The sequence below is a fragment of the Paraburkholderia panacisoli genome, assembly GCF_008369935.1.
Taxonomy (GTDB): Bacteria; Pseudomonadota; Gammaproteobacteria; order Burkholderiales; family Burkholderiaceae; genus Paraburkholderia; species Paraburkholderia panacisoli.
On record NZ_VTUZ01000057.1, the window covers coordinates 22,072 to 42,679 of the forward strand.

Sequence of the window (20,608 nt, forward strand, 5' to 3'; positions counted from 1 at the left end):
TTTGGATTCCTAAAATGTCAAGGTAATAAAATGATTGATCCTGTAGCGTTCACTCAGTGCGACGTAGCGTGAAGCGGCCAGACTCAGACTGGCGCGTTCTTCGTCGGTGAGGGTTCGAAGCAAACGGGCAGGGTTTCCAGCCCAGAGTTCTCCGGCGCCGACAATCTTGCGTGGCGAGAGCACGGCACCGGCGGCAAGCATGCCTCGGGATTGGACGACGGCGCCGTCCAGCACGCGTGCGCCGAAACCGACAAAAGCGCCATCTTCGAGCGTGCAGGCGTGCAGAATCGCGCCGTGGCCAACGGTCACGTCATTGCCAATAATGGTGGAGAGCCCGTTGGTAGTGCCGTGAACGATGGAACCATCCTGAATGTTGGTCCGTCGTCCAATCGAGATCTTCTGAACGTCGCCGCGCAGCACACAGTTGAACCAGATGGAGGACTGTTCGCCGATTGTCACGTCTCCGATGATTTGTGTACCTCGGGCCACGAAGGCAGTCGGATCGACTGACGGAACGAGAGGCACAGAGTTCAGGACTGTATCCATCAGCGCAGCCCCAACTGTTCGCGCGCTTCCTTCGCGCTCGCCAGCTCGCCACCAAGCGAATGCACAATGTCACTGGCCCGCTTGACGAGTGCCGCATTGCTTTCCGCCAGCACACGGTGCGAAATGTAGATGTTGTCTTCGAGGCCCACACGAACGTGGCCGCCCGCCAGCCATGCCTGCGCAACCATCGGAAACTCGAAGCGGCCCACGCCAAACGCGGCCCACTGGGCGCCGGTGGGCAGGAGGCTACGGGCATACATCACGGACTCAGGCGAGGCGGAAAATCCATACTTCACTCCCATCACGAAGGTCCATAACCCGGGGCCGTCGAGTACGCCCGACTTGATCAGATCAAGCGCGAGATGCATATCGCCCGAATCGAAGATCTCGAGTTCGGGTTTGACGCCGGCCTCCCGGATCACCGCTGCCATGCGCGTGACGTTCTTCGGCGTATTGATTACGACATCCGCACCGGAATTCATGGTGTTCAGGTCAAGGCTGCAGATATCAGGACGCAGTACAAGAATATGCTCGACCCGATCTTCGGGGCGCATCAGCGTCGTTCCAGGCGCTGCAACTTTTGGATCGTCGTCGCTCGGGATAAAGCGTCCGCCTGGGCCGGTCGTCAGATTGATGATGACGTCGGCGTCTTCAGCGCGAATGCGCCGGATGACCTCGCGGTACAACTCGATGTCCATCGAGGGGTGGCCGGTTTCGGGGTCCCGCACGTGGATGTGTACCGCTGCCGCGCCAGCGCGTGCCGCATCGAGCGATGCGTTGGCAATCTGCTCGGGGGTAACCGGCAGGCCGGGATGTTGCTCGGGTTTCGTCAGATTCCCGGTTACTGCACAGGTGATGATGGTCTTACGTGAATGCATGGTGTTCTCCGGCGCGAGTGATGAACTAGCTCAGTCTGCGGCCGCCGTCGACGACGAGCGTGACACCCGTTGTGAACGTCAGGTGAGTGGCGCACGCCTCGATCGCGCCTGCGATGTCATCGGGGGTTCCGATTCGGCCGAGCGGGGTGGTCGCCGCCACCTTGTCGTTGAAATCCGCGCCTCGGCCAGGCACGAAGGCCGTATCGACAACGCCGGGAGATACATTCACGACCCGAATCTGTGGTGCCAGTGCGCGGCCAAGCGACGCCGCCATGATGTCGAGGCCGGCCTTGACTGCGCAGTACGCGACGTTGCTGCCAATGCCGGTCGTGGCTGAGATCGAGGACACGTTCACGACCAACCCGTCGCCCGACTCGGCGAGCAGCGCGTGAAACGCGCGGATGGCGGCGAACTGACCTCGCCAGTTCACCCTGAACATGTCGTCGATCAGATCGTCGGTCAACGCATCGAGGTTGTCGTGCTTGACCGGTTTCGTGAAACCGGCGGCGTTCACCAGTATGTCGGCGCGACCATAGCGGCCGCGCACCGTGTCGGCGAGTTCGTTGAGCGTGGCGCTATCGGTGATCGAGGCAAGCGCGGCGCAATGTCCTTCTCCCGGCAAACTCTCCACTACGGCTCGCGCGTGCGAGAGATCATCCTGACCGACTACGACAACGCAAGCGCCTGAAAGGGCAAGCCGGTGCGCCGTCGCGGCACCAATGCCGCCAGTGCCGCCGACGATGACCGCGACCTTCTGGTCTAACGTATGAGACATGAGACGTTCCTCCTATTTGATCGGCGGCGTGGGGCAGGTCGGCACGCCTTGCGCGAGCACGAACTTGCAATGGAGCGTGTAGTACGCCGCCTTCTGCTCGGGGTGAGGACCGGTGCCAACCTCGTGCCGCTCGAACTTTCCTAGCAGATCGCGCGTGACGCCGAAAACGACGTCGGAATCCAGGTACTCGGCGTCATCGGCAAAGATCTGGGAGATTAGTGTCGAATAGCCTTCCGCGACCACAACGAAGTGAAGATGAGCCGGCCGGTATGGGTGCCGATGCTGGATGCGGAGCAACTCGCCGACGGGTCCGTGGGTGGGGACCGGGTAACCGGCGGGCCTCAGGCTCCGGAAATTGAACTGGCCGTTCGAATCGGTGAAGAAATGGCCTCTCAGGTTCATCTCCGGCTGGTTCGGATCCTGATTCTCGTAAAGGCCGACTGGCGAGGCCTGCCACACGTCGATCTTCGCATTGTGGATCGGCTCCTGCTGAGTGTTCAGAATTTGCCCGCTCACCAAGATCACCGGTCCGGGCGCATTGTCCTGAACGATCGAGGCGCCCAGCTCATAGTGCGGCGAGCCGGCACGAAAGAATGGTCCGAGCAGGGCGCCGCCCGTGCGGTCTTCGTGAGCCGAGTTGTTCAGCACCTTCACCAAAGTGGAGAGACCGAGCACATCCGCTAGCAACACTACTTCGTTGTGACTGTCCGTGCAGGTCAAACCCACGTTCTTCAGGAAATCCAGTCCCTGCTCGAACTCTTCGTCGCTCAGCCTGGTCTCGTTCAGGAACGCGTGGCTGTGCCTGACGAGCGCGTTCAGGATTTCCTTCAGGCGCGGGCTCTCGGTCTTGCTCATAGCGGCAAGCACGATGTCCGTCACCGATGCAGCATCGCTAACGATGCTGCCGGGTTGTACAGATTCCAACATTTTACGTCTCCGTTTGCAATCGATTGCAGAGTAATACAACAGCTTGTAGTTGTCAAAAATTGTTCTTTAAAGTGGAATTGAGGGAGCGATCCTGGCGGTAAGAAGAGATTTGCTGAGATTTTTACAATCGTTTGCTGCACCGAGTTCCACAAAAAAACGGCAGTGTGCCGCGCGCAGGGGGACTATCGGGCGATCGTGGATTCGCGAACGACGAGTTCGGGCCTCAGCACGATGTTGACGTGGGCCGTTGCACTGCCATCGAGGTTTTCCAGCATCAGGGTCGCAGCGCGAACTCCCATTTCGTATAGGGGGATGCGTACGGTAGTCATCGGCGGCGCGACGGAATCCATCAGCGGCATATCGTTATGGCCGACCACCGACATGTCCTGTGGGCACCGAAGGCCGTGTGCGCAAATGGAGTCATAGCAACCGAGCGCAAGCAGATCGTTGGCGGCGACGATCGCGGTAATGCCGCGATGGAGTTCAAGCAGCGTGTTGCAAGCGGTACGGCCTTCATCGCGGTGAAACGCCCTGGACTCGACCACGGGGCATTCAGCTTCCTTCAGGCCGTTCTCCCGGACTGCCTCAAGGAATCCGAGGCGGCGCTCGTGACCGGTTGACAGATCATCCGGACCGGCGACGTGGGCAATGGCGGTGTGGCCAGATTGAACCAGATGGGTGACGGCCCGGAGCATGGCCAGCCGATTGTCGCCGACGATACAGGAGGCGCGGCCGCTGTCCTCGCTTCGATTGACGACCACTACCGGTATGCCCACAGCGAGGCAGTGTTCGAGGATCGGGTCGTTGCGGTCGGACGTTGCCAGGATCAAACCGTCTACCTGACGCGCGACCATCTGATCGATAACGAACCGTTGCCGCTCCTTTCCACCTTCAGCGTTGGCAATCAGTGGAATGTAGCCTTTCCTCGCGAGCTCGTCTTCGAGCCCACGCAGAATCGGCGGGAAGATTGGGTTGGCAATGTCCGGCAGCACGACTCCAATGATGTGAGATCGGCTGGTGCGCAGTGTGGCGGCAGTCTGATTGGGCGAGAAATACCGCTCATGTGCGGCCTTGAGCACTTGCTCGACCACGCCGTCGCTGATCAGATGGCGAGTCTCAGGGTTCATCACGCGTGAAACCGTGGACGAATGAACGCCGATGGATGCCGCCAATTCCCGGAGGGTGGTCCGCTTCCGCTGCGTCATAGTTCCGATGCTGAGGCATCCATCGCCGCACTCCAGCAAAACAAAAGCATGTTGGTCCCCCAAGAAAACGGCTCAATACTTACACCATGGCGTCTTGACGGCGCGTGTGTCTCGACAGTATCCTGCAATCGATTGCAGACGTCAAACAGGATTGCACATGGAAGAGCATCTGAAGAGTTTTACTGTCCTCGGCTTCGAGGGCGCGTTCAACCTGCCGATATGGGTCGGCAAGAAACAGCGGTACTTCGAGAAGTACGGACTGGACGTGAACCTGGAGTACGTAAAGGGCTCCGTGGATATGATTAACCGACTGACGTCCGGCTCCGCGCAAGTCGCTTTGACCAGCGTGGACAACGTACTCGCATACAGGAACGGGCAAGGCGAAACGGTGGACGGTAGTGCGCCGGACCTGGTTGCGTTCATGGGCGGTGATCATGGTTTCCTGTCGTTGATGGCGAGACCGGAACTCAAGACCGTGTCGCAGTTGCGAGGAAAGACCCTGTCGGTCGATGCGCTGACAACCGGCTTTGCGTTCGTGCTGAGAGAAATTCTCGCGGCAAATCAGATCGCGGTGACTGACGTGACCTTCGAAGCAGCCGGCGGCACGGGTAATCGTTATCGCGCACTGGTCGCTGGACAGCACGACGGCACACTGGTGCGTACTCCCTTTGAACGTTTGGGTGGGCGCCATGGGCTCAACGTGCTGGCCCGCGGCAGTTCGCTGTTTTCAGACTATCTGGGCACGGTTGGCGTGGTCCTGCAATCATGGGTCGCCAGAAACCAGCAGCAACTGATCGGTTTTATTCTGGCTTACCGTGAAGCATTGAACTGGATTTTCGACGCGGCTAACAACGATGCATCAGTCGAAATCCTGCGCGCCGAGTTTGTCGAACTGACGGACGACGGTGCCCGCGCGGTACTCGAAGATCTGGTGGATCCGTCCCACGGACTCATTCGCGATATGAACATCCCGGATGCGGGTCTGGAGCAGGTCTCGCGCATTCGCGAGGCCCATGCGCGCGTATCAACGGTCCAGGCACGCGGCGACTGCGTGGATCGGCAGTATCTTCACATGGCCCAAAGTTCGGCACGCTGGCCGCGTTAGGCCAGGGTGCAGGACCGAAGCAATTGGGTGGAGATGGTACGGAACCTCCACCCGCTCAAGTGCCTAGTCGACCACGGCAATCGCTTGTATCTCGATCAGCATTTCCGGTTTGGCTAACCCGACCACGGTGATCAGCGCGCTCGCCGGAAAGTTGTCGCCAAAAATCTCCTTGCGGATTTTGGTGAACTGATCACCAAAGCGCGAATCGGTAATCGAAACTGTCATCGTGACGATATCCGCAAGCGTTCCGCCTGCCTGCTCGAGCGTCTTCGCAATCCTGGCAAAGATCTCCCGTGCCTGCCCTGAAAAATCCCCGGCAAGGGAGTTGCCATGTCCGTCGTCGACCACGGTTTGTCCGGCCAGCCATACGATTTTGCCGCCCTGGGTGATGACCGCAGGGGAATACGCGCGTTCTTGCGCGGCATCGCGCTTGACATAGTTTCGAACGTGTTTCTTCTGTACGTCATTTGTCATACCTACCTCGCTTTCATGAGTTGAAGTGAATCTGAACGCGTTGCATGTGGGGGGTGAGCACGCGTTCTGATGGTCGCAGCGCAATCAAATCTACAAACGATTGCAGAATAGCTCATTGGAAGTCGAATTGTCAAAATGGCCAATCTTCAGGTCTACGACCAGTGTGAGCGCTAAAGGCCGATACGTATCGCTTATTCTTTGAACGTCGTTGGTCTGGATACACACTGGTAAACCATAGTTTGTTTGCTGCAATCGATTGCAATATAGTGCCTCGGACAGGCTGTTTTGATGCCGGCGGGTTGCATGAGGTAGCAAGTCGGCCAGCGGCGAATCAACAGTCAGCACAAGGCAACCAGGATCTTTGAATTCAAGGGCGTGACGCATGAAGCACACCGAACACAACAAACATGACCAATCCTTCTTTTCAACGGAGACCGCGCGATGAGCAGGGTCCGTCCGACGGTGCTTGCCGCCGCCACACTTTTCGCTTCCTCTTCTAGCATGGCTGCTGACAGCGTGACGCTGTTCGGCTATCTGAACACCGATATCGAGAACGTCCGAGCGAGCGGGGGAGCTGGCATTCCGTCCACCTGGCGGGAGTCGAACAACCTGTCCTTCTGGGGTATGAAGGGGACGGAGGATCTCGGTGATAGTTGGCGCGCGTTCTTCCAGATTCAGGGGAATATTTTCGTGAATCGCGGGGCCGGTGGCGTGAATGACCGCGATACCTATGTCGGACTTGCTGGTCCCTATGGTCAACTGTCGATGGGATTTCAATTGACGCCTTACCGTGCGTCGACATGGATGCCGATCGACCCGTTTTTCATGAACACGATTGCCGGTGCGAACAGCATCATTGGCAATGGTTTCTTTCCTGGAGGAAACGCCCAGGGGGACTCGTCATTCGACCGTCGGCAAGCCAACGGCGTGCTGTATACGTCACCGAACTGGCACGGCGTGACGGCACAAGTGATGTATTCGCTACCCAACGAGAAGACCCCTACGCAGACACCGTCGCTCTTGTCGACGTCATTGGCGTACCAGAACGGCTCCGTCTATTTGTCATACGCGTACGAGCAGCACAACAGCTATTTCGGACCCGGCACGATGGACTATGGGCAGCGGTTCGGCGCCGCCTACACGTATGGAAGTTTGAGTGTTCGCGGTGCGGCTGAACGTCTGCATTACGAGCCGACCCCTTCCACGTACACGAACCGTTGGGCATGGCAGTTGGCGGCCGTCTACCAATGGACCGTGCAATCGATCAAGGTTTCGTACATCCAGGCGCAGGCAGCAACAGGGAATGCCACGGTTCCCATCGGCGGCATCGGGCGGCCCGGTGTGGACTCGGGGGCTCGCCAGATTGCATTGGGTTACGACTATGCGCTGTCGAAGCGGACCACGCTGTATGCGATCTTCAGCCGACTGATGAATCGCTCAGGAACTTCGTACAACTATTCGACGAATCCATTGCCGGGTCAGGTGACCGGTATGACGTTGACCGGATTTGGCGTGGGCATCGCGCACTCGTTTTGATCGATGCTTTCAGGTTGAACACGCTTCATACGCAATAGGAGCTTCAGGATGTCAGCAACACAATCCATCTCGGTTCGAGCGTTCATCAACGAACGCAAGATGTCAGGGTTTCAGATCAGAACACTGGTTCTCTGCTTCCTGATCCTGGTCCTGGACGGCTACGACACAGTCGTCGTTGGTTTCATTGCCCCCGCGCTCAAAGCGCATTTTGGGGCGACCCCGGTGCAGTTCTCGCCTGTATTCGGTGCCGGGTTCCTCGGCCTCGCCATTGGCTCCTTTCTCTTCGGGCCCATTGCGGATCGCTTTGGACGTAAGACCACGCTAATCTGTGCGGTACTGTTGTTCGGTCTGTTCAGCATACTGTCGTCGCGGGCAATTTCGATCGAAGCACTGATTACGCTGCGTTTTATGACGGGCCTCGGCTTGGGTGGCGCGATGCCGAATGCCTACACGCTCGCCGCTGAATATAGTCCGGACCGCATGCGCTCGACGCTCATCGCACCCCTTGGATGCGGCATTTCCGCGGGCGGCGTGCTGGGCGGTCTCGTCGCCTCGCATATGATCGGCCACTACGGCTGGCAATCGATGCTGATTCTGGGAGGCATATTGCCTGTGCTGTTGACCGTACTTCTGGTGGCCTGGTTGCCGGAGTCGGCGTCTTTTCTGGTGGCACGAAGCCGTCAGGCCGATGCGCAGGCTATCGTTCAGCGCATCCAGCCACAAACGCCGCTGGGCGACCTGCGTCTGACACTCGATGAAGAACCCGCTCGGGGATTCCCGGTGAGTCACCTGCTGCGTCCCGGGCTTCGTGGCGGTACCTTGCTCCTCTGGGTTACAGGATTCATGGCGTTGCTGGCCGTCTATTTCCTTGGCAACTGGTTGACCATGCTGATCCAGGAGAGTGGCGTGCCGTTCGCCCGTGCATCACTCATGACGGCGCTGTATTTGACCGGTAACGGTCTCGGCGCGATCTTCCTTGGGTTCTTGATGGACCGGATGAATCCGCAGTACGTGGTGGCGGGCGCGTTCCTCTGCGCGGCGATCTGCCTGGCGTCGTTCGGTCATCTGACGGCGGTTCCTGCGCTTGCGCTGGTCGCGCTTTTCCTGACCGGAGTCGGCACCGGCGGTGCCATGACGGGGACGAGCATCCTGTCCACGGGTTTCTATCAGACAGCAACTCGTGCGACCGGTGTAGCGTGGACGCTGGGGATGGGGCGGGTGGGCTCGATCGTTGGCTCGATGATCGGTGGCGTGATGCTCTCGGCGCAATTGGCGCCCACGGTCATGTTCGCCGTGGTGTCCGTGCCGATTACCGTGGCCGCGGTCAGCGTCTACGGACTCGCTTTCTATCGACGTCGATACCAGACACCGGTAACAACGGTTCTTTCGACGCGATAGCGCGGTCTGCGTAGGCACGTGCTGTGATCAACTGCTCCGAGACGCCTTGAACTGCTCTGCGGTGAAGGGCGTCTTCCGAATGCAAACACCCGTGGCGTGGAATATCGCATTGCCGACTGCGGGGGCAATCGTCAGCGCCGTTGGCTCGCCCGCGCCGACCGGCGCCTTGTCCAGGCGGTTGATCAACGAAATGATTACTTCGGATGGGCACTCGCTGAAGCGCAGGATCGGGTAGTTGGCCCAGTCGAGGGTCAGTATTTCTTTCGAGCTGAAGCGTATCTCCTCTTTCAAGGTGCGGCTCAGCGTCTGAATGACGCATCCTTGAATCTCATTGCGCAAGCCGTCGGGATTGACGATCAGACCGCAATCATGTGCGACGAAGACACGCGTCACCCGCGTTTCGCCGCTGTTCATATCGACCGCTACGCTGCACACCGTTGCGACATAGGCGCCTCCCGGTTCGAGTTGCGCGATGCTGACGCCGACGCCTTCTCGGTTTGCCGCTCCGGTTCGATTTGCCTGTTTCCAGCGTGACATCCAGTTCGATATGCGCCTGACTTCCGCAAGCGCCGCGATCGCGCGCTCGTCGCTCAGATGCGCAATCCGGAAATCGATCGGGTCGCGATTCGCGAGATTGGCCAGGTCGTCGAGGAACGACTCATTGGCAAAAACGTATTGGGCACGGCACCCAGACCACGCATGGATGAAGGCCGCAGGGCGCCATCCGGAAGCCAGCGGACCGCGACGCGTTCGTTCGGTAAGTGATAAAGCGTTCTCGCGCAATGATCGCCGCCGATTCTGACTGGCTTGGGCGGTATGCCCATCATGCGCCCGGGCAGCAGGTTCCCTGCGCTACCCATCGGACGCGAAATGTGGGTGGGTGTCGATATCAGGTACGACCAGCTGCGGATTTTGCCGTTCGGTCCAACGTTCCCCTCTGCAGGGCCTTTCGGATCCCAGCCGTGCTCGTCATGGCGCATCCATTGAACGCGCACCGGGCGTCCGATTGTCTGGGACACAATAGCGGCTTCGGCCGACGCGTCGTCAGCGCCATTCTGACCATAGCAGCCCGCACCTTCGGTCCAGATCACACGGACTTTGTCCTTCGGCAGGCCGATTAGCTCGGCAATGGCATCACGCAGCGGAAATGAACCCTGCGTGGCAGACCATACGACGGCGGAGTCGCGCTTGATATCGGCTACGCCACACGACGGGCCGATCGAACTGTGGGTCTGGTACGGCGTACGGTACGTCGCGCTCAGGGGCATCCTGCTTTGATTGAACTCCGTGTCAGCATCGCCAATCTTGCGTAGCTCGTCGACGTGTCCGCCAGCCGTGCGCATCGCGTCATAGACAGTCGAGCTATCGATGGCATCGGCCGGGGTTTTCCATTCAATGGTCAACGCACTTGACGCGGCAACCACCTGCTACTCCTGCTCGCAGACCACTGCTACGAAGTCGCGTTTGACGACAATATCGATAAAACCCGACAACGTCGCGACACTTTTGCGGTCCACCTTGACCAGTGTCGATCCGGTGATGGGTGGGTGAAGGACACGTGCGTGGACCATCCTCGGGAAGCGTAGATTTTGCAGATAGGGGTGACTTCCGGTGACTTTTCCGGGCAAATCCACGCGAAGTAATGGTTTGCCGATTACCGAGCATTCAGCTGTCCGCTTGAGTGATACTGCTTCGTTCACCGGGAAGGTGGCCCATTCCGCGGGAACCAGTTCGCGAGAGGCGGCCGACCGATTTGAATCGGTGACTACGTACACGCGTCCGGCAGGGGGGGCTGATCCATCTCATTGAGCGCGGCTGCCTCCGAGCCTACCTGGCGACCGGGGAGTATCGCCACAACGGCTACGCGCACGTTAGAAATCGCGTCACGCTGGGCACGCCGGCGATCGGCGTGCACATCGGCGACATACTCGGGCGTCCAATCGCGGTCATCAGTGTCGCGGCAATCGACTCGCTGATGGACCGTCAACGTATAGCAGTGCTCGCGAAGCAGTTGCAAGGCATGGCGAGGCAGATTCAACACACGTTGAGGAAGGACGTTATCAATACGTAGCTGCACCGATCAATCAAGCAGCGACATTCGTGGCCAGTAGAAAGAGCAAGACAAGCGGGTACTGCATCCGCATCCATTCTTTCGATCTGGCAAACGAGGCAAGAATCCCCAGCGTGAGCACGAGAAGAATCAAAGCCCCGAGCCGCTGGGCTCCGGGCGCGAACAGCAAGATCGACCCAACCAGCTCGACGGTTGCCACGGTCACTCTGAACCAGCCCGGATAGCCCCATTTCGCAAACTCGGCGCGGATGGCAGGCGGACCTATCAGGTTGACAATGGCCGCTGCGAGGAACGCAAAGGCGATGATGAGATTCACATAGTTCATGGATCTAAGTCGGTGAGTCGAGCGCGCCTGACTAGAAGGAGGCGCGCGCGGAGACAATCGGCGGGCACTTTTCTTTCCACGTCATGTGGAGCCGGGATGCAAGGCCGGCCTTCGTGATGATTTCAGTGGCAAGCTGCTCGACGTTGCCGAGAAGTTCCTTGCGGTCCGTGAACTTCGTCAAACTCCCTTCACGGAACACGATCTCGCCGTTGACCATCACATACTTCGCGTCCGTTCCCTTGCCGGCGCCGAGGAATGCGGACAACGGGCGCTGAAGTGAACCAACGTGAGGACCCCGCATATCGAAGACCGCAATATCGGCGAGCTTTCCTGCCTCGAGTGAGCCCAGCTCATCGGCGACGCCGAGAACGCGAGCACCGTTGATGGTCGCCATTTCCAGGGCGCGCTCGAATGGCATGCGAGTCGGATCGAGATGGCGCTGGTGTTGGAAGAGCACGCATGCCTTAACCTGCTCGAGCATGTCGTTGGTGTAGTCGACCATGGCGCCGTCGGTGCCGAGTGCCGTCGAAACGCCCGCGCACAATGCATTCGCAGCAGGGGCGATGCCGCCGCCGCGCATCGCTTCGCTGGTCGGTGTGTACACCAGACCGGCGCCCACGTGCGCCATTTGTTCGAGGTCCAGCTCGGTGCAGTGGATGCCGTGAATCAGCATCCACTGTTCATCCAGCACGCCGAGTTGCATCAGATACCGCACATCCGTGCGCCCGGTTTCCCGCAGATGCTTCAGGAACCCCTTGCCGGTGGAGAACGTACCGGCGGCGATGTGGCTGCTGATGCGAACGTTCAGCTTTCGCGCGAGTTCCGTGCCCCGAATGATGAGCTCTTCCGTGCTCATGCCGGATGAGGTCCAGTGAGCGTTGGCTTCGATGACCATACCCATGCGGATCAGACCGTCATGTCGCCCATCCCAGCGGCAGATGTCCTCTTCAGCGGCCGCAAGCGATTCGTCGAGAGAAAGCGGATGGTCGAGGAACCGGCTATTGCGGCAGCGCAATTCTTTGCCGAAGAATTGACGGATACCCACTTCAGCCTGGGACTCGACACTTGACTGCACGATCGCTTCGTCGCTGACCGAGACGGAGTGGTTGAACGACGTCGTCGTGCCGGTTGCGACCATCTCGATCGCGCATTGATATCCGGACAGGCGCATCGCGTCGTTCGACAGATTGCGAACCAGCGGAAAAACCAGATCGTCGATCCAGTCTTCGAGCAGCAAGCCGTCCGCGAGACCCTTGAACATCGAGTACCAGGGGTGCTGATGCAGATTGATAAGACCGGGAATGACGAGGCACCCGGTAGCATCGATGGTTTCGTCGAAACCGTCGGTCGGCGTATTTTCATACGCGTAGACGCCAGTAATGCGCTTGCCTTCGACCGCCACTGCGCCGCGCTCGAATACTTCACGCTCTGCGTTGACGGTGGCGACATAGCCGTTCTTGATGAGTATCTTCTTCATGGTCTCTGTTCCTGAGTGCCTTGACTTGGACACCGGTGTCGTCCGTACTTGTCTCCTGGGACGACACCTACCTTCTGTACTATCGGTTTTCGGCTCACTTACTGCTTAGTCTTTCGGCGGCCACGTCGGGATCGGTGTCTTTCCGGAGGGGAAACGGACATTCTTCGAGCGTACGAATTCCTTGAGCGTTTCGGTCGCGTTTTCGCGGCCGAAACCGCTGCCTTTCACGCCGCCGAACGGCGAGCCGAGGAACGCCCGGCGCATGTAGTTGTTGACGAAAATCATCCCGGCTTCGAGGCGCGGTGCGAGTTTCCACGCTCGATTCTCATCGGTCGTGACAATCGCGGCGGTCAGCCCGTAGGCCGTGCCATTCGCGATCTCGACGGCTTCGTCCTCGGTCTTGAAACGCATCAGGCACGCTACCGGCCCGAAGATCTCTTCCTGGGCGACAGTCATCGTCGGCACGATGTCGGCAAGCACGGTAGGCGGTACCCAGAAGCCGCGCTGGTATTGCGGATCGGTCGGCGCCTTGCCTTGTGTCACGAGCCGGGCGCCTTCGCGCATCGCAACGTCGATATATCCCATCACGCGGTCGCGCTGCTTGCCGTCGACCATCGGGCCGATGTCCGTGTTCGGATCCAGTCCGTTGCCGACCACGAGCTTCTCTGTCGCACGCGCAAATCTCTCTTCGAACTCGGCGTAGCGGGATTCGTGGACGAGAATCCGCGCCGTAGACGTGCATGCTTCCCCTTGGTTATAGAACATCCCTTCGAGGGCGACGTTCAGGGCCACCTCCATGTCCGCGTCTTCCAGAATGAGGAGGGCGTTCTTGCCGCCGAGCTCCATGGTCGCGTAAGTGATGTTCTCCGCGGCGCTCTGCAGCACACGGCGGCCCGTCGCGGTTGCACCGGTAAAGCTGATGCGCTCGACCTTGGGATGCGACGCCAGCGCGGGGCCGGCCTTGATGCCCGGGACAACGTTCAGAACCCCGGGGGGAAGAATCTGATTGGCCAGTTCAACCAGGCGCATGACGGTGAGCGGCGCCTGTTCGCCTGGTTTCACGATGACGGTATTGCCCGCGGCCAGTGCCGGCGCGGACTTCTTCGCGAAGTGAATCGGCGGCCAGTTGAACGGCAGGATAGCCGCGACCACGCCATACGGCTCGAACAGCACGCGCGCCTCGATCGCGCCTTGGTCGAGAATTTCGCCATGGAGCGTATCGGCGAGACCAGCGAAATAGTCGAAGCAGGCCTGACAGTAAGAAACGTCGAAGCGAAGTGCGTCGCGCTTCGGTTTGCCGACTTCGCGCGCCTCGAGTTCGGCGAGTTCATCGGCGTGCTCGCGAATCTTCGCGGCAACCTGATGCAGTAACTGGGCGCGCTCGCGAGGCGAGCGTTGGCGCCAGTCGTTTTCGTACGCTTGCCGCGAATCCGCGACGACCCGGTCTACGAGTGTTTCGTCCGCGGACACCACGCGTCCCAGCGGATTCGCGGTCGCGGCTTCCTCGACCGTGAAGAACTCCTGTTCACGGTTTGCCTCGACGACTTTGCCTCCAAGGATGGCGCCCCAGTATGGGCGATTCAGGTTTGATCTATCCAGCGAAGTTTCAGCCATTTGGCATGCTCCTTACAATCGATTGCAGAATTTGAAACACGCAGCGACTCGTGGCCTGCAGTAAGCAGGTGCAACAGGGTCGTTGGCGCAGAGAGCCTTTTGCTGCGTGGGTTAGAGCAGCTATGGCGTCGGCCCGGAATCCGGCTGAACGGCGCGCGGCGTCGGTATCGCTGTCGGCTTCTGGATTAAATATACTGCAATCGATTGCAGCGTGCAAGCCGGAGATTTACATTGCTTGGCGGCCGATGTGACGGTCAAAGCCGGAGACCAATCCTCAGGTGGTTTCCCTATTCAAGTACGATTGATACAATCGATTGTAGTGAAGTGCGCACCTGACCATTCCGGTCGGCACGGCTCGATCCCATTCCAGACTGAACCCAAGCAGGCTTGTCGTGAAAGAGAAAGTAACCCAACCTGCCAATCGGCGGCCGGTCACCATGAAGCAGGTCGCGGAACTCGCCGGGGTCCACGTGTCAACGGTGTCGCGCGCATTGAATCCGGCGACGCGTTCTGTAGTCGTGCCCGATCTCGTGGCTCGCGTCATGAAGGCTGCCAACAAGCTCGGGTACCGTCTGGATCCCGTGGCGGCAAGTCTGCGAACCGGGCGCTCCAAACTGGTCGGCATTCTGGTTCCTCAGATCGCCACGAGTGTCTTTACCCCAATCCTTGCGGGTGCGACGGAGCGTCTTGCTGCACACGGCTACTTCTCGATCATCGGGTATCTCGATACCGACGTTGAGGCCCAACTGGAATTTGCCCATGGCCTCATCGCGCGGCGAGTCGACGGGCTTATCCTCGCCACGGCGACACGGCACGATCCGCTGGTATCGTTCTGCATCGAGCGAGGTGTGCCCACGGTGCTGGTGAACCGGGCGGAAGACGAGGCGAGATTGTCCGCTGTCGTTTCCGATGAACTGCTTGGCGCCCAATTGGCCGTTGATCATCTGGTGGAATTGAAGCACGTGAAGATCGGCCATATTGCGGGTCCGGAAGACAACTCGACAGGCTTCCTGAGGCGCAAAGGTTTCGTGCAGGCGCTCGCATCACACGGGCTGGACGGCAACCGTGCGCCGTGCGAGGTGGCCGCTTCCTATACCCGGGAAGACGGGCTGGAGGCCATGCGGCGCTTGCTAAGCGCACACCCGGAAGTGACGGCGATCGTCGCGGCCAACGATTCGCTTGCGGTGGGCGTGTACGACGCGTTGCGCGAAAAGGGCCTGCCATGCCCTCGCTACATATCCGTAGTCGGGCACAACGATATGCCGCTGGTGGACATGGTCGAGCCGCCTTTAACGACCATCCGAATCAGCCACGAGGAGATGGGGCGCCAGGTGGCCGATCTTCTCCAGCAGGCAATCGACGTTCGAGAACAACCGGTGCGTAAAGTCGTGCTGCCTCCCAAACTGATCGTCAGAGGGTCGACTGCCGCGCCGCGCAAGGGCAAGTGACGCGAGCGCGTTAGCCCATTAGCCCATCAGGGGCGGCAATTCGTCCTTCAGGAAGTCGACCAGCGCGCGTACCGCCGGCATCATGCCGCGGCGCGTCGGGAACAGCACCGCCAATCGTCCCTCCCTGGGGCGCCATTCCGGCAGTACGACGCACAACGTCCCCATTTCGATCTCACGCATACATGCATAGAGAGGCAGGCTCGCGAGGCCCATTCCCGCCAATGCGGCCTCTTTCAACGCGGCGACATTGTCGCTCTGCAGGCGGGGTTGAATGGTCCGTACGGCAACCTCGCCATGAGCACTGAGCAGGCGCAGCACGGTGGCCTGCTCATTTATCGACGCATAGATCAACAGATCTCCATGGGGTAGCGCGTCCGGCTCATCAATCGTCCCCGTCTGCGCCAGATACACGGGGCTCGCCACCAGCCCCCAGCGCGCGGTGCACAACGGGGCCTGGACCAGGCTCGAAGACTCCACTTCAAAACCCAGACCGCGCACCACCACATCGACATGTTCCTCGACAAGATCGATTTGCCGGTGACTCGCCTCGATTGCCAGCCGGACCTTGGGGTAGCGCAGCATGAAACGGGGCAGCAATCTGGCCAGCACGATGTCGGTAATCGCCACGGGCATGCTGGCCCTCACGAGACCTGTGGGCTCGGCCGTCCGGCGCCGAACCGCCTCTTCACCCGCCTGCGCTTCGGCAATCATGGCTCGGCAATGCGCGTAAAGGTCCTGGCCGGCGTCGGTCAAGCTGAGCCGGCGTGAGGTTCGGTGAAGGAGCCGAACGCCGAGGTTGGCTTCCAGATCGGTGATCCGCCTGGAAATGTGGGATTTGCTGACGCCGAGCGCCTCCCCCGCGGCGGTAAAGCCGTGATGCTCGATTACCTGGGCAAAGAGATAGAGGTCGTTCAGGTCAAGCGATACGGGGTTCATCCGGCGTCCAGATGTTCTTGAGTTGGCTGCGCTATCGTTTCCAGTGTGCAACGATAGGTTGAGAAATACCATATTTATCGTTGGTCGTTGCGCAAATATGATTTATCTCAACCGGAGCGGATGTGCGCCGGACAGTCAGGCGAAGGCGCTCAGATGCCGACGCCTTATCCAAATGCCAACGTTCAACAAGATCATGAAAACTCTTCCTTTCCTCAAAGCTGCAGTTCTTGCCATGGCGGTCGTTGCCACCTCCGCTGCCACTACGGCCCAGGCGGGCGGCACAGCGCCTGCCGCGAACGCGGTCGCGCCTTCGGGTGCGCCGTATTCGTTGCTGTCGCGAGACAACACCGTGCTGTTGCTGGTCGACCACCAGGTTGGCCTGTTCACCGGCGTGCGCGACATCGACGTCGGTCAACTCAAGCACAACGTGGTGGCGCTCGCCAAAGCCGCGAAGGCGCTCGGCATCCCCGTCATCGTGACCGCCACGATGCCCGACGGCATGTGGGGCCCGACAGTCCCCGAGCTGACTGCCGCCCTTCCCGGTGTCCCCGTGATCAGCCGGACGTCGATCAACGCCTGGGACGATCCGAATGTCCGGGCCGCCATCGAGAAGACGGGTCGCAAGCAGATTCTGATCGCTGGTGTTTCGCTGGAAGTCTGTGCCACGTTCCCTGCCTTGACGCTCAAGGGCGCTGGCTACGACCCCCGAGTGGTGCTCGACGCGTCCGGTACGTTTAGCGATACCAAGCGCACGGTGGGGCTGCAACGCCTCGCGGGTGCCGGCATCCCCGTCACCGACTACGCCACCGCCGGCGTGGAGATGCTGCACGGCAACACCGATCCGAAGGCCCAGGAAGTGTATGCCGACCTCGACATGCCGTTCGCCACGCTCGTGTGGCAGATGAAGAACGCGCCTGGCAAGTAAGGCGGCAACCCGATGCGGCGAGAGCGTAGCGCGTCTTCGTCCGAACGGTCGCGAAGCCATCCGGCTTCGAGGCTAAACAGCTGCGGTATGACGGAGGATCATCATGAGCAAATTCGTGCGTATGTCGCACGTCGTCGCCGGTCACGACATGAGCATTGGCGAAGCGTTTTGGGCAAAGCATTTCGGCGAGGAGGCGTTTGGCGGATTGATGGATCCCGTCGTCATGCTCGATCATTTTCATATGACCCGTCCGACCTTTTCGCCGCATCCGCATGCGGGAATTTCGGCGGTGACCTATGTGTTCGAAGACGCAACTGGCGCACACGTCAATTACGACTCGCTGGGCAACCACGGCCCCATCAATCCGGGTGCGTTGCATTGGTTTGCCGCCGGCCGCGGGGCGGTGCATACCGAACAGCCCGAGGGCGAGGGGCAGCACGTTCATGCGTTGCAGATCTTCGTGAATCTTCCTGCCAGCAAGAAATTCGACGCGCCCTATGCCTTTCATGTGGAACCGCATGAGATCCCGGAGTTCAAGGCTCCCGGTGTTCGTGTGCGTGTGGTTTCGGGCAGCAGCAATGGCGTGAGCAACCCTCACTCTGCACTGCTGCCTGAACCATTCACGTTGCTGGACACCTTCCTTTCGCGTTCATCTGCATTCAGCCATGAGCTATCGCGCGGCTGGAATGGGATGATTTACGCGGTCTCGGGTTCGCTACGGATAGACGTCGGGGGCAAGGTGCGGCATCTGATGGCGGGCGACGCAGTGAGTGTGGCGTTGGATAAGGACCTTTCAGAGAGCGCGGTACCGGTCCGTTTCGTCTCTGACGAAGATTGCCACTTCGTCGTTCTTTCCGGTCCGGCATTGAACGAACCGATTGCCAAGCACGGGCCACTTGTCATGAACACTCGCGAGCAACTCGAAGATCGGATCAGCGCTTTTCAGAACGGCGAATTCGGACGGATCGTGATGCCACAACCTGTCGAGCAGTGATCCTTCGCAATCCATGGCGTGGGTCGTGTTCAGTAGGTGCAAATTGACGATGACGGGTCCGACGCCGGGCCTAAGATCAAACGCAGCAAATCTCGTTGCTGAAACTTGGGATCAGGAGCTTGAAGAGATATGAAGCTGGTGTCATTGCATTCCGGGCGGGACAGTGAATTGGTAGCGGTCAGTCGGGACTTGCGGCATATCGTGCGTGCAGGTTCGGTTGCACGTACTTTGCAGGCGGCTCTCGACGATTGGGAAACGACGGCTCCCTGGCTCGAAGCGATCTATACGGCGCTGAACGCGGGAAATGCGGAAGGCGCCACCCCCATCGAGTGGAGCGAGGTTGGACCGCCTTTGCCGCGTGCTGTTGGTGTTCACACATGCCGCTAGCCGTGTTCACAGGGATGCTAGCGGCCAAGATGTCGAATCGCTTGCTGTGTAAGGGAATGCGCCCGATCAGCGCGATCCGATGCCTGTTGCGACGGTAACAATCACAAGGAAGCTTGTTCAGTAACGCTGCTAGCGCGGCATAGGTACCTGGATATCAAATCGAATCGACCACGCGATTGAAAAAGGCGTTATTCATGCGCGTCGTTCTATAGCGATGACCGACCGCATGTTGTCAGCGGCCGCTCCAGCTTTCGATGGTTGTTTTCAAAAACGGAAACTTTAGCGCTTGTACGAAGGGCTATTCTGATTGTGACGCGTCGTAGTGTTCGGCGGCAGGCCAGCTCTGTGGACACCCGTAATGTGCAAGGCGGCGCTATAGATGCAAGGCATCAGCGCGATGCTCTGACTGAATTCTCGAGCGTGTGCAAGGCGCGCTAGCATTACTAGTGGGCTGTAACGTTTAAATAGGAAGTATCATTGCGTCTTCGGAGGACGCGATGAACTTAACCGAAACCGAAATCATGGAACTGCAGCGTCGAGCCAGTGCGCGGACCGTGCGAGCGGATTCGGCGCGTCGCGCGCGCCTGATCTTGCTGCTCGCTGACGGGCTGACCTGGTCGGAGATCAGAGCCAAGCTCGATTGCAGCGACAGCTACATCGATCGCTGGAGCAAGCGCTTTGCTGCGGACCGGTTGGCGGGCCTGTTCGCTCGTCACGCCGGGCGCGAACGCTACAAGGTGACCGATCGCGTTGAGGCACGGGTGCTCGCGCGTACGACCAGGCACATGCCCGCAGACGGCTCCACGCACTGGTCCACGCGCACGCTCGCTGCCGAGCTCGGAGGCGACATCTCGCACATGACCGTGGCACGCATCTGGGCCAGGCACGGCATCAAGCCGCATCGGCTGGAGGGCTACCTTGCCTCCAATGACCCGGACTTCGAGACCAAGGCAGCCGACGTCATCGGGCTGTATCTCAACCCGCCGCAGCATGCGGCCGTGTTCAGCGTCGACGAGAAGACTGCAATTCAGGCGCTCGATCGAAAAGACCCCGTGCTGCCGCTGTCGCCCGGACGCGCCGAGCGTCACGGCTTCGAGTACTTCAGACACGGCACGCTTTCGCTGTACGCCGCCTTCAACACCAAGACCGGCGAAGTCCTCGGCAAGACCGCGACGCGGCATACCTCGGCCGAGTTCGTGGCGTTCCTGACTGACCTCGTGGCCAACCAGCCCCGCGGCAAAGAGATTCCTGTCATTGCCGACAACCTCTCGGCGCACAAGACCAGGCAGGTCGATGCGTTTCTCAGCGAACACCCGCAAGTTCATATGCACTTCACCCCGACCTATTCGTCCTGGCTCAACCAGGTGGAGTTGTGGTTCGCCAAGATCGAGCGTGACGTGATCGCGCGCGGCGTGTTCACCTCGGTACCCGATCTCAAGCGAAAGCTCATGCGCTACATCCGCAAATACAACGAGCAACCCAAGCCCGTGAAGTGGAAGTGCTTTGACCCAACACGTCGAATTACTCCCGATTCAATCGTTACAGCCCACTAGTATGGCAAGGTTTTCCATGTCCGCCGGACGGCGC

22 protein-coding genes are annotated in these 20,608 nt (G+C 59.7%); 9 read left to right on the forward strand and 13 right to left on the reverse strand.

Annotation, left to right across the window (positions count from 1 at the left end; translation table 11 throughout):
- Positions 1 to 9: 9 nt before the first annotated feature.
- From FVF58_RS44280 to FVF58_RS44300, 5 genes are all read right to left on the reverse strand, one after another.
- Positions 10 to 546, reverse strand: a complete 537-nt coding sequence (locus FVF58_RS44280) for a gamma carbonic anhydrase family protein (RefSeq protein WP_149675916.1) — start codon at positions 544 to 546, stop codon at positions 10 to 12.
- Positions 546 to 1,424 (reverse strand): beta-keto acid cleavage family enzyme, encoded by an 879-nt coding sequence (locus FVF58_RS44285; RefSeq protein WP_149675917.1) that lies wholly within the window; start codon positions 1,422 to 1,424, stop codon positions 546 to 548. Before FVF58_RS44285 ends, FVF58_RS44280 begins: the two co-directional genes overlap by 1 nt.
- 25 nt (positions 1,425 to 1,449) lie before the next feature.
- Positions 1,450 to 2,199 carry an SDR family NAD(P)-dependent oxidoreductase gene (locus FVF58_RS44290; RefSeq protein ID WP_149675918.1) on the reverse strand — a complete coding sequence of 250 codons (750 nt, stop codon included), beginning with the start codon at positions 2,197 to 2,199 and terminating at the stop codon, positions 1,450 to 1,452.
- A 12-nt stretch (positions 2,200 to 2,211) separates the two neighbouring features.
- A complete protein-coding gene (locus FVF58_RS44295) occupies positions 2,212 to 3,126 on the reverse strand; it encodes a dioxygenase family protein (RefSeq protein WP_149675919.1) in 915 nt (304 codons plus the stop codon).
- A gap of 182 nt (positions 3,127 to 3,308) precedes the next feature.
- Complete coding sequence (locus tag FVF58_RS44300) at positions 3,309 to 4,298, reverse strand: LacI family DNA-binding transcriptional regulator (RefSeq protein WP_342802443.1); 990 nt, start codon at positions 4,296 to 4,298, stop codon at positions 3,309 to 3,311.
- Between FVF58_RS44300 and FVF58_RS44305 the strand changes: the two genes are divergently transcribed.
- Positions 4,285 to 5,436: an ABC transporter substrate-binding protein gene (locus FVF58_RS44305; RefSeq protein WP_149675921.1), complete on the forward strand. Its 1,152-nt coding sequence runs from the start codon at positions 4,285 to 4,287 to the stop codon at positions 5,434 to 5,436. The two genes, FVF58_RS44300 and FVF58_RS44305, sit on opposite strands and share 14 nt — an antisense overlap.
- Before the next feature lie 63 nt (positions 5,437 to 5,499).
- Here FVF58_RS44305 and FVF58_RS44310 read toward each other — a convergent pair whose 3' ends face one another.
- Entirely contained in the window at positions 5,500 to 5,910 is a 411-nt protein-coding gene (locus tag FVF58_RS44310) for a RidA family protein (protein WP_149675922.1), read from the reverse strand.
- 462 nt (positions 5,911 to 6,372) lie between these two features.
- On the opposite strand from FVF58_RS44310, the gene FVF58_RS44315 reads away from it, so the two are divergent.
- The gene (locus tag FVF58_RS44315) at positions 6,373 to 7,446 is read left to right on the forward strand and encodes a porin (protein WP_188131146.1); all 1,074 of its coding nucleotides are present in this window, start codon (positions 6,373 to 6,375) and stop codon (positions 7,444 to 7,446) included.
- Positions 7,447 to 7,494: 48 nt separating this feature from the next.
- Positions 7,495 to 8,844, forward strand: coding sequence for an MFS transporter (locus FVF58_RS44320; RefSeq protein ID WP_149675924.1), 1,350 nt, complete (start codon positions 7,495 to 7,497; stop codon positions 8,842 to 8,844).
- Between the two features lie 27 nt (positions 8,845 to 8,871).
- Here FVF58_RS44320 and FVF58_RS44325 read toward each other — a convergent pair whose 3' ends face one another.
- Genes FVF58_RS44325 through FVF58_RS44335 form a run of 3 tightly spaced genes read right to left on the reverse strand, consistent with a single transcriptional unit; the run spans position 8,872 to position 10,544 of the window.
- Positions 8,872 to 9,381: a molybdopterin cofactor-binding domain-containing protein gene (locus tag FVF58_RS44325; protein ID WP_149675925.1), complete on the reverse strand. Its 510-nt coding sequence runs from the start codon at positions 9,379 to 9,381 to the stop codon at positions 8,872 to 8,874.
- Positions 9,382 to 9,434: 53 nt separating this feature from the next.
- Positions 9,435 to 10,268 (reverse strand): molybdopterin cofactor-binding domain-containing protein, encoded by an 834-nt coding sequence (locus FVF58_RS44330; protein ID WP_149675926.1) that lies wholly within the window; start codon positions 10,266 to 10,268, stop codon positions 9,435 to 9,437.
- A 3-nt stretch (positions 10,269 to 10,271) separates the two neighbouring features.
- On the reverse strand, positions 10,272 to 10,544 hold the full coding sequence (locus tag FVF58_RS44335; RefSeq protein ID WP_149675927.1) for a hypothetical protein: 273 nt from the start codon (positions 10,542 to 10,544) through the stop codon (positions 10,272 to 10,274).
- A gap of 131 nt (positions 10,545 to 10,675) precedes the next feature.
- Here FVF58_RS44335 and FVF58_RS55055 point away from each other — a divergent pair, with 131 nt between their 5' ends.
- On the forward strand, positions 10,676 to 10,915 hold the full coding sequence (locus FVF58_RS55055; RefSeq protein ID WP_425469026.1) for an IclR family transcriptional regulator domain-containing protein: 240 nt from the start codon (positions 10,676 to 10,678) through the stop codon (positions 10,913 to 10,915).
- A gap of 13 nt (positions 10,916 to 10,928) precedes the next feature.
- Here the strand turns inward: FVF58_RS55055 and FVF58_RS44345 are convergent, their stop codons facing one another.
- From FVF58_RS44345 to FVF58_RS44355, 3 genes are all read right to left on the reverse strand, one after another.
- Positions 10,929 to 11,240, reverse strand: a complete 312-nt coding sequence (locus FVF58_RS44345; protein ID WP_149675928.1) for a DoxX family protein — start codon at positions 11,238 to 11,240, stop codon at positions 10,929 to 10,931.
- Between the two features lie 31 nt (positions 11,241 to 11,271).
- A complete protein-coding gene (locus tag FVF58_RS44350; protein WP_149675929.1) occupies positions 11,272 to 12,717 on the reverse strand; it encodes an amidohydrolase family protein in 1,446 nt (481 codons plus the stop codon).
- Positions 12,718 to 12,822: 105 nt separating this feature from the next.
- On the reverse strand, positions 12,823 to 14,331 hold the full coding sequence (locus FVF58_RS44355; RefSeq protein ID WP_246217496.1) for an aldehyde dehydrogenase family protein: 1,509 nt from the start codon (positions 14,329 to 14,331) through the stop codon (positions 12,823 to 12,825).
- A 392-nt stretch (positions 14,332 to 14,723) separates the two neighbouring features.
- Between FVF58_RS44355 and FVF58_RS44360 the strand changes: the two genes are divergently transcribed.
- On the forward strand, positions 14,724 to 15,779 hold the full coding sequence (locus FVF58_RS44360) for a LacI family DNA-binding transcriptional regulator (RefSeq protein WP_246217497.1): 1,056 nt from the start codon (positions 14,724 to 14,726) through the stop codon (positions 15,777 to 15,779).
- 18 nt (positions 15,780 to 15,797) lie between these two features.
- Here FVF58_RS44360 and FVF58_RS44365 read toward each other — a convergent pair whose 3' ends face one another.
- Complete coding sequence (locus FVF58_RS44365; RefSeq protein WP_149675930.1) at positions 15,798 to 16,715, reverse strand: LysR substrate-binding domain-containing protein; 918 nt, start codon at positions 16,713 to 16,715, stop codon at positions 15,798 to 15,800.
- 172 nt (positions 16,716 to 16,887) lie between these two features.
- On the opposite strand from FVF58_RS44365, the gene FVF58_RS44370 reads away from it, so the two are divergent.
- From FVF58_RS44370 to FVF58_RS44385, 4 genes are all read left to right on the forward strand, one after another.
- A complete protein-coding gene (locus tag FVF58_RS44370; RefSeq protein WP_246217498.1) occupies positions 16,888 to 17,640 on the forward strand; it encodes an isochorismatase family protein in 753 nt (250 codons plus the stop codon).
- Between the two features lie 103 nt (positions 17,641 to 17,743).
- Positions 17,744 to 18,634: a pirin family protein gene (locus tag FVF58_RS44375; RefSeq protein ID WP_149675931.1), complete on the forward strand. Its 891-nt coding sequence runs from the start codon at positions 17,744 to 17,746 to the stop codon at positions 18,632 to 18,634.
- Between the two features lie 129 nt (positions 18,635 to 18,763).
- On the forward strand, positions 18,764 to 19,021 hold the full coding sequence (locus FVF58_RS44380; RefSeq protein WP_149675932.1) for a hypothetical protein: 258 nt from the start codon (positions 18,764 to 18,766) through the stop codon (positions 19,019 to 19,021).
- 497 nt (positions 19,022 to 19,518) lie between these two features.
- Positions 19,519 to 20,574, forward strand: a complete 1,056-nt coding sequence (locus FVF58_RS44385) for an IS630 family transposase (RefSeq protein ID WP_149675933.1) — start codon at positions 19,519 to 19,521, stop codon at positions 20,572 to 20,574.
- Positions 20,575 to 20,608: the final 34 nt, after the last annotated feature.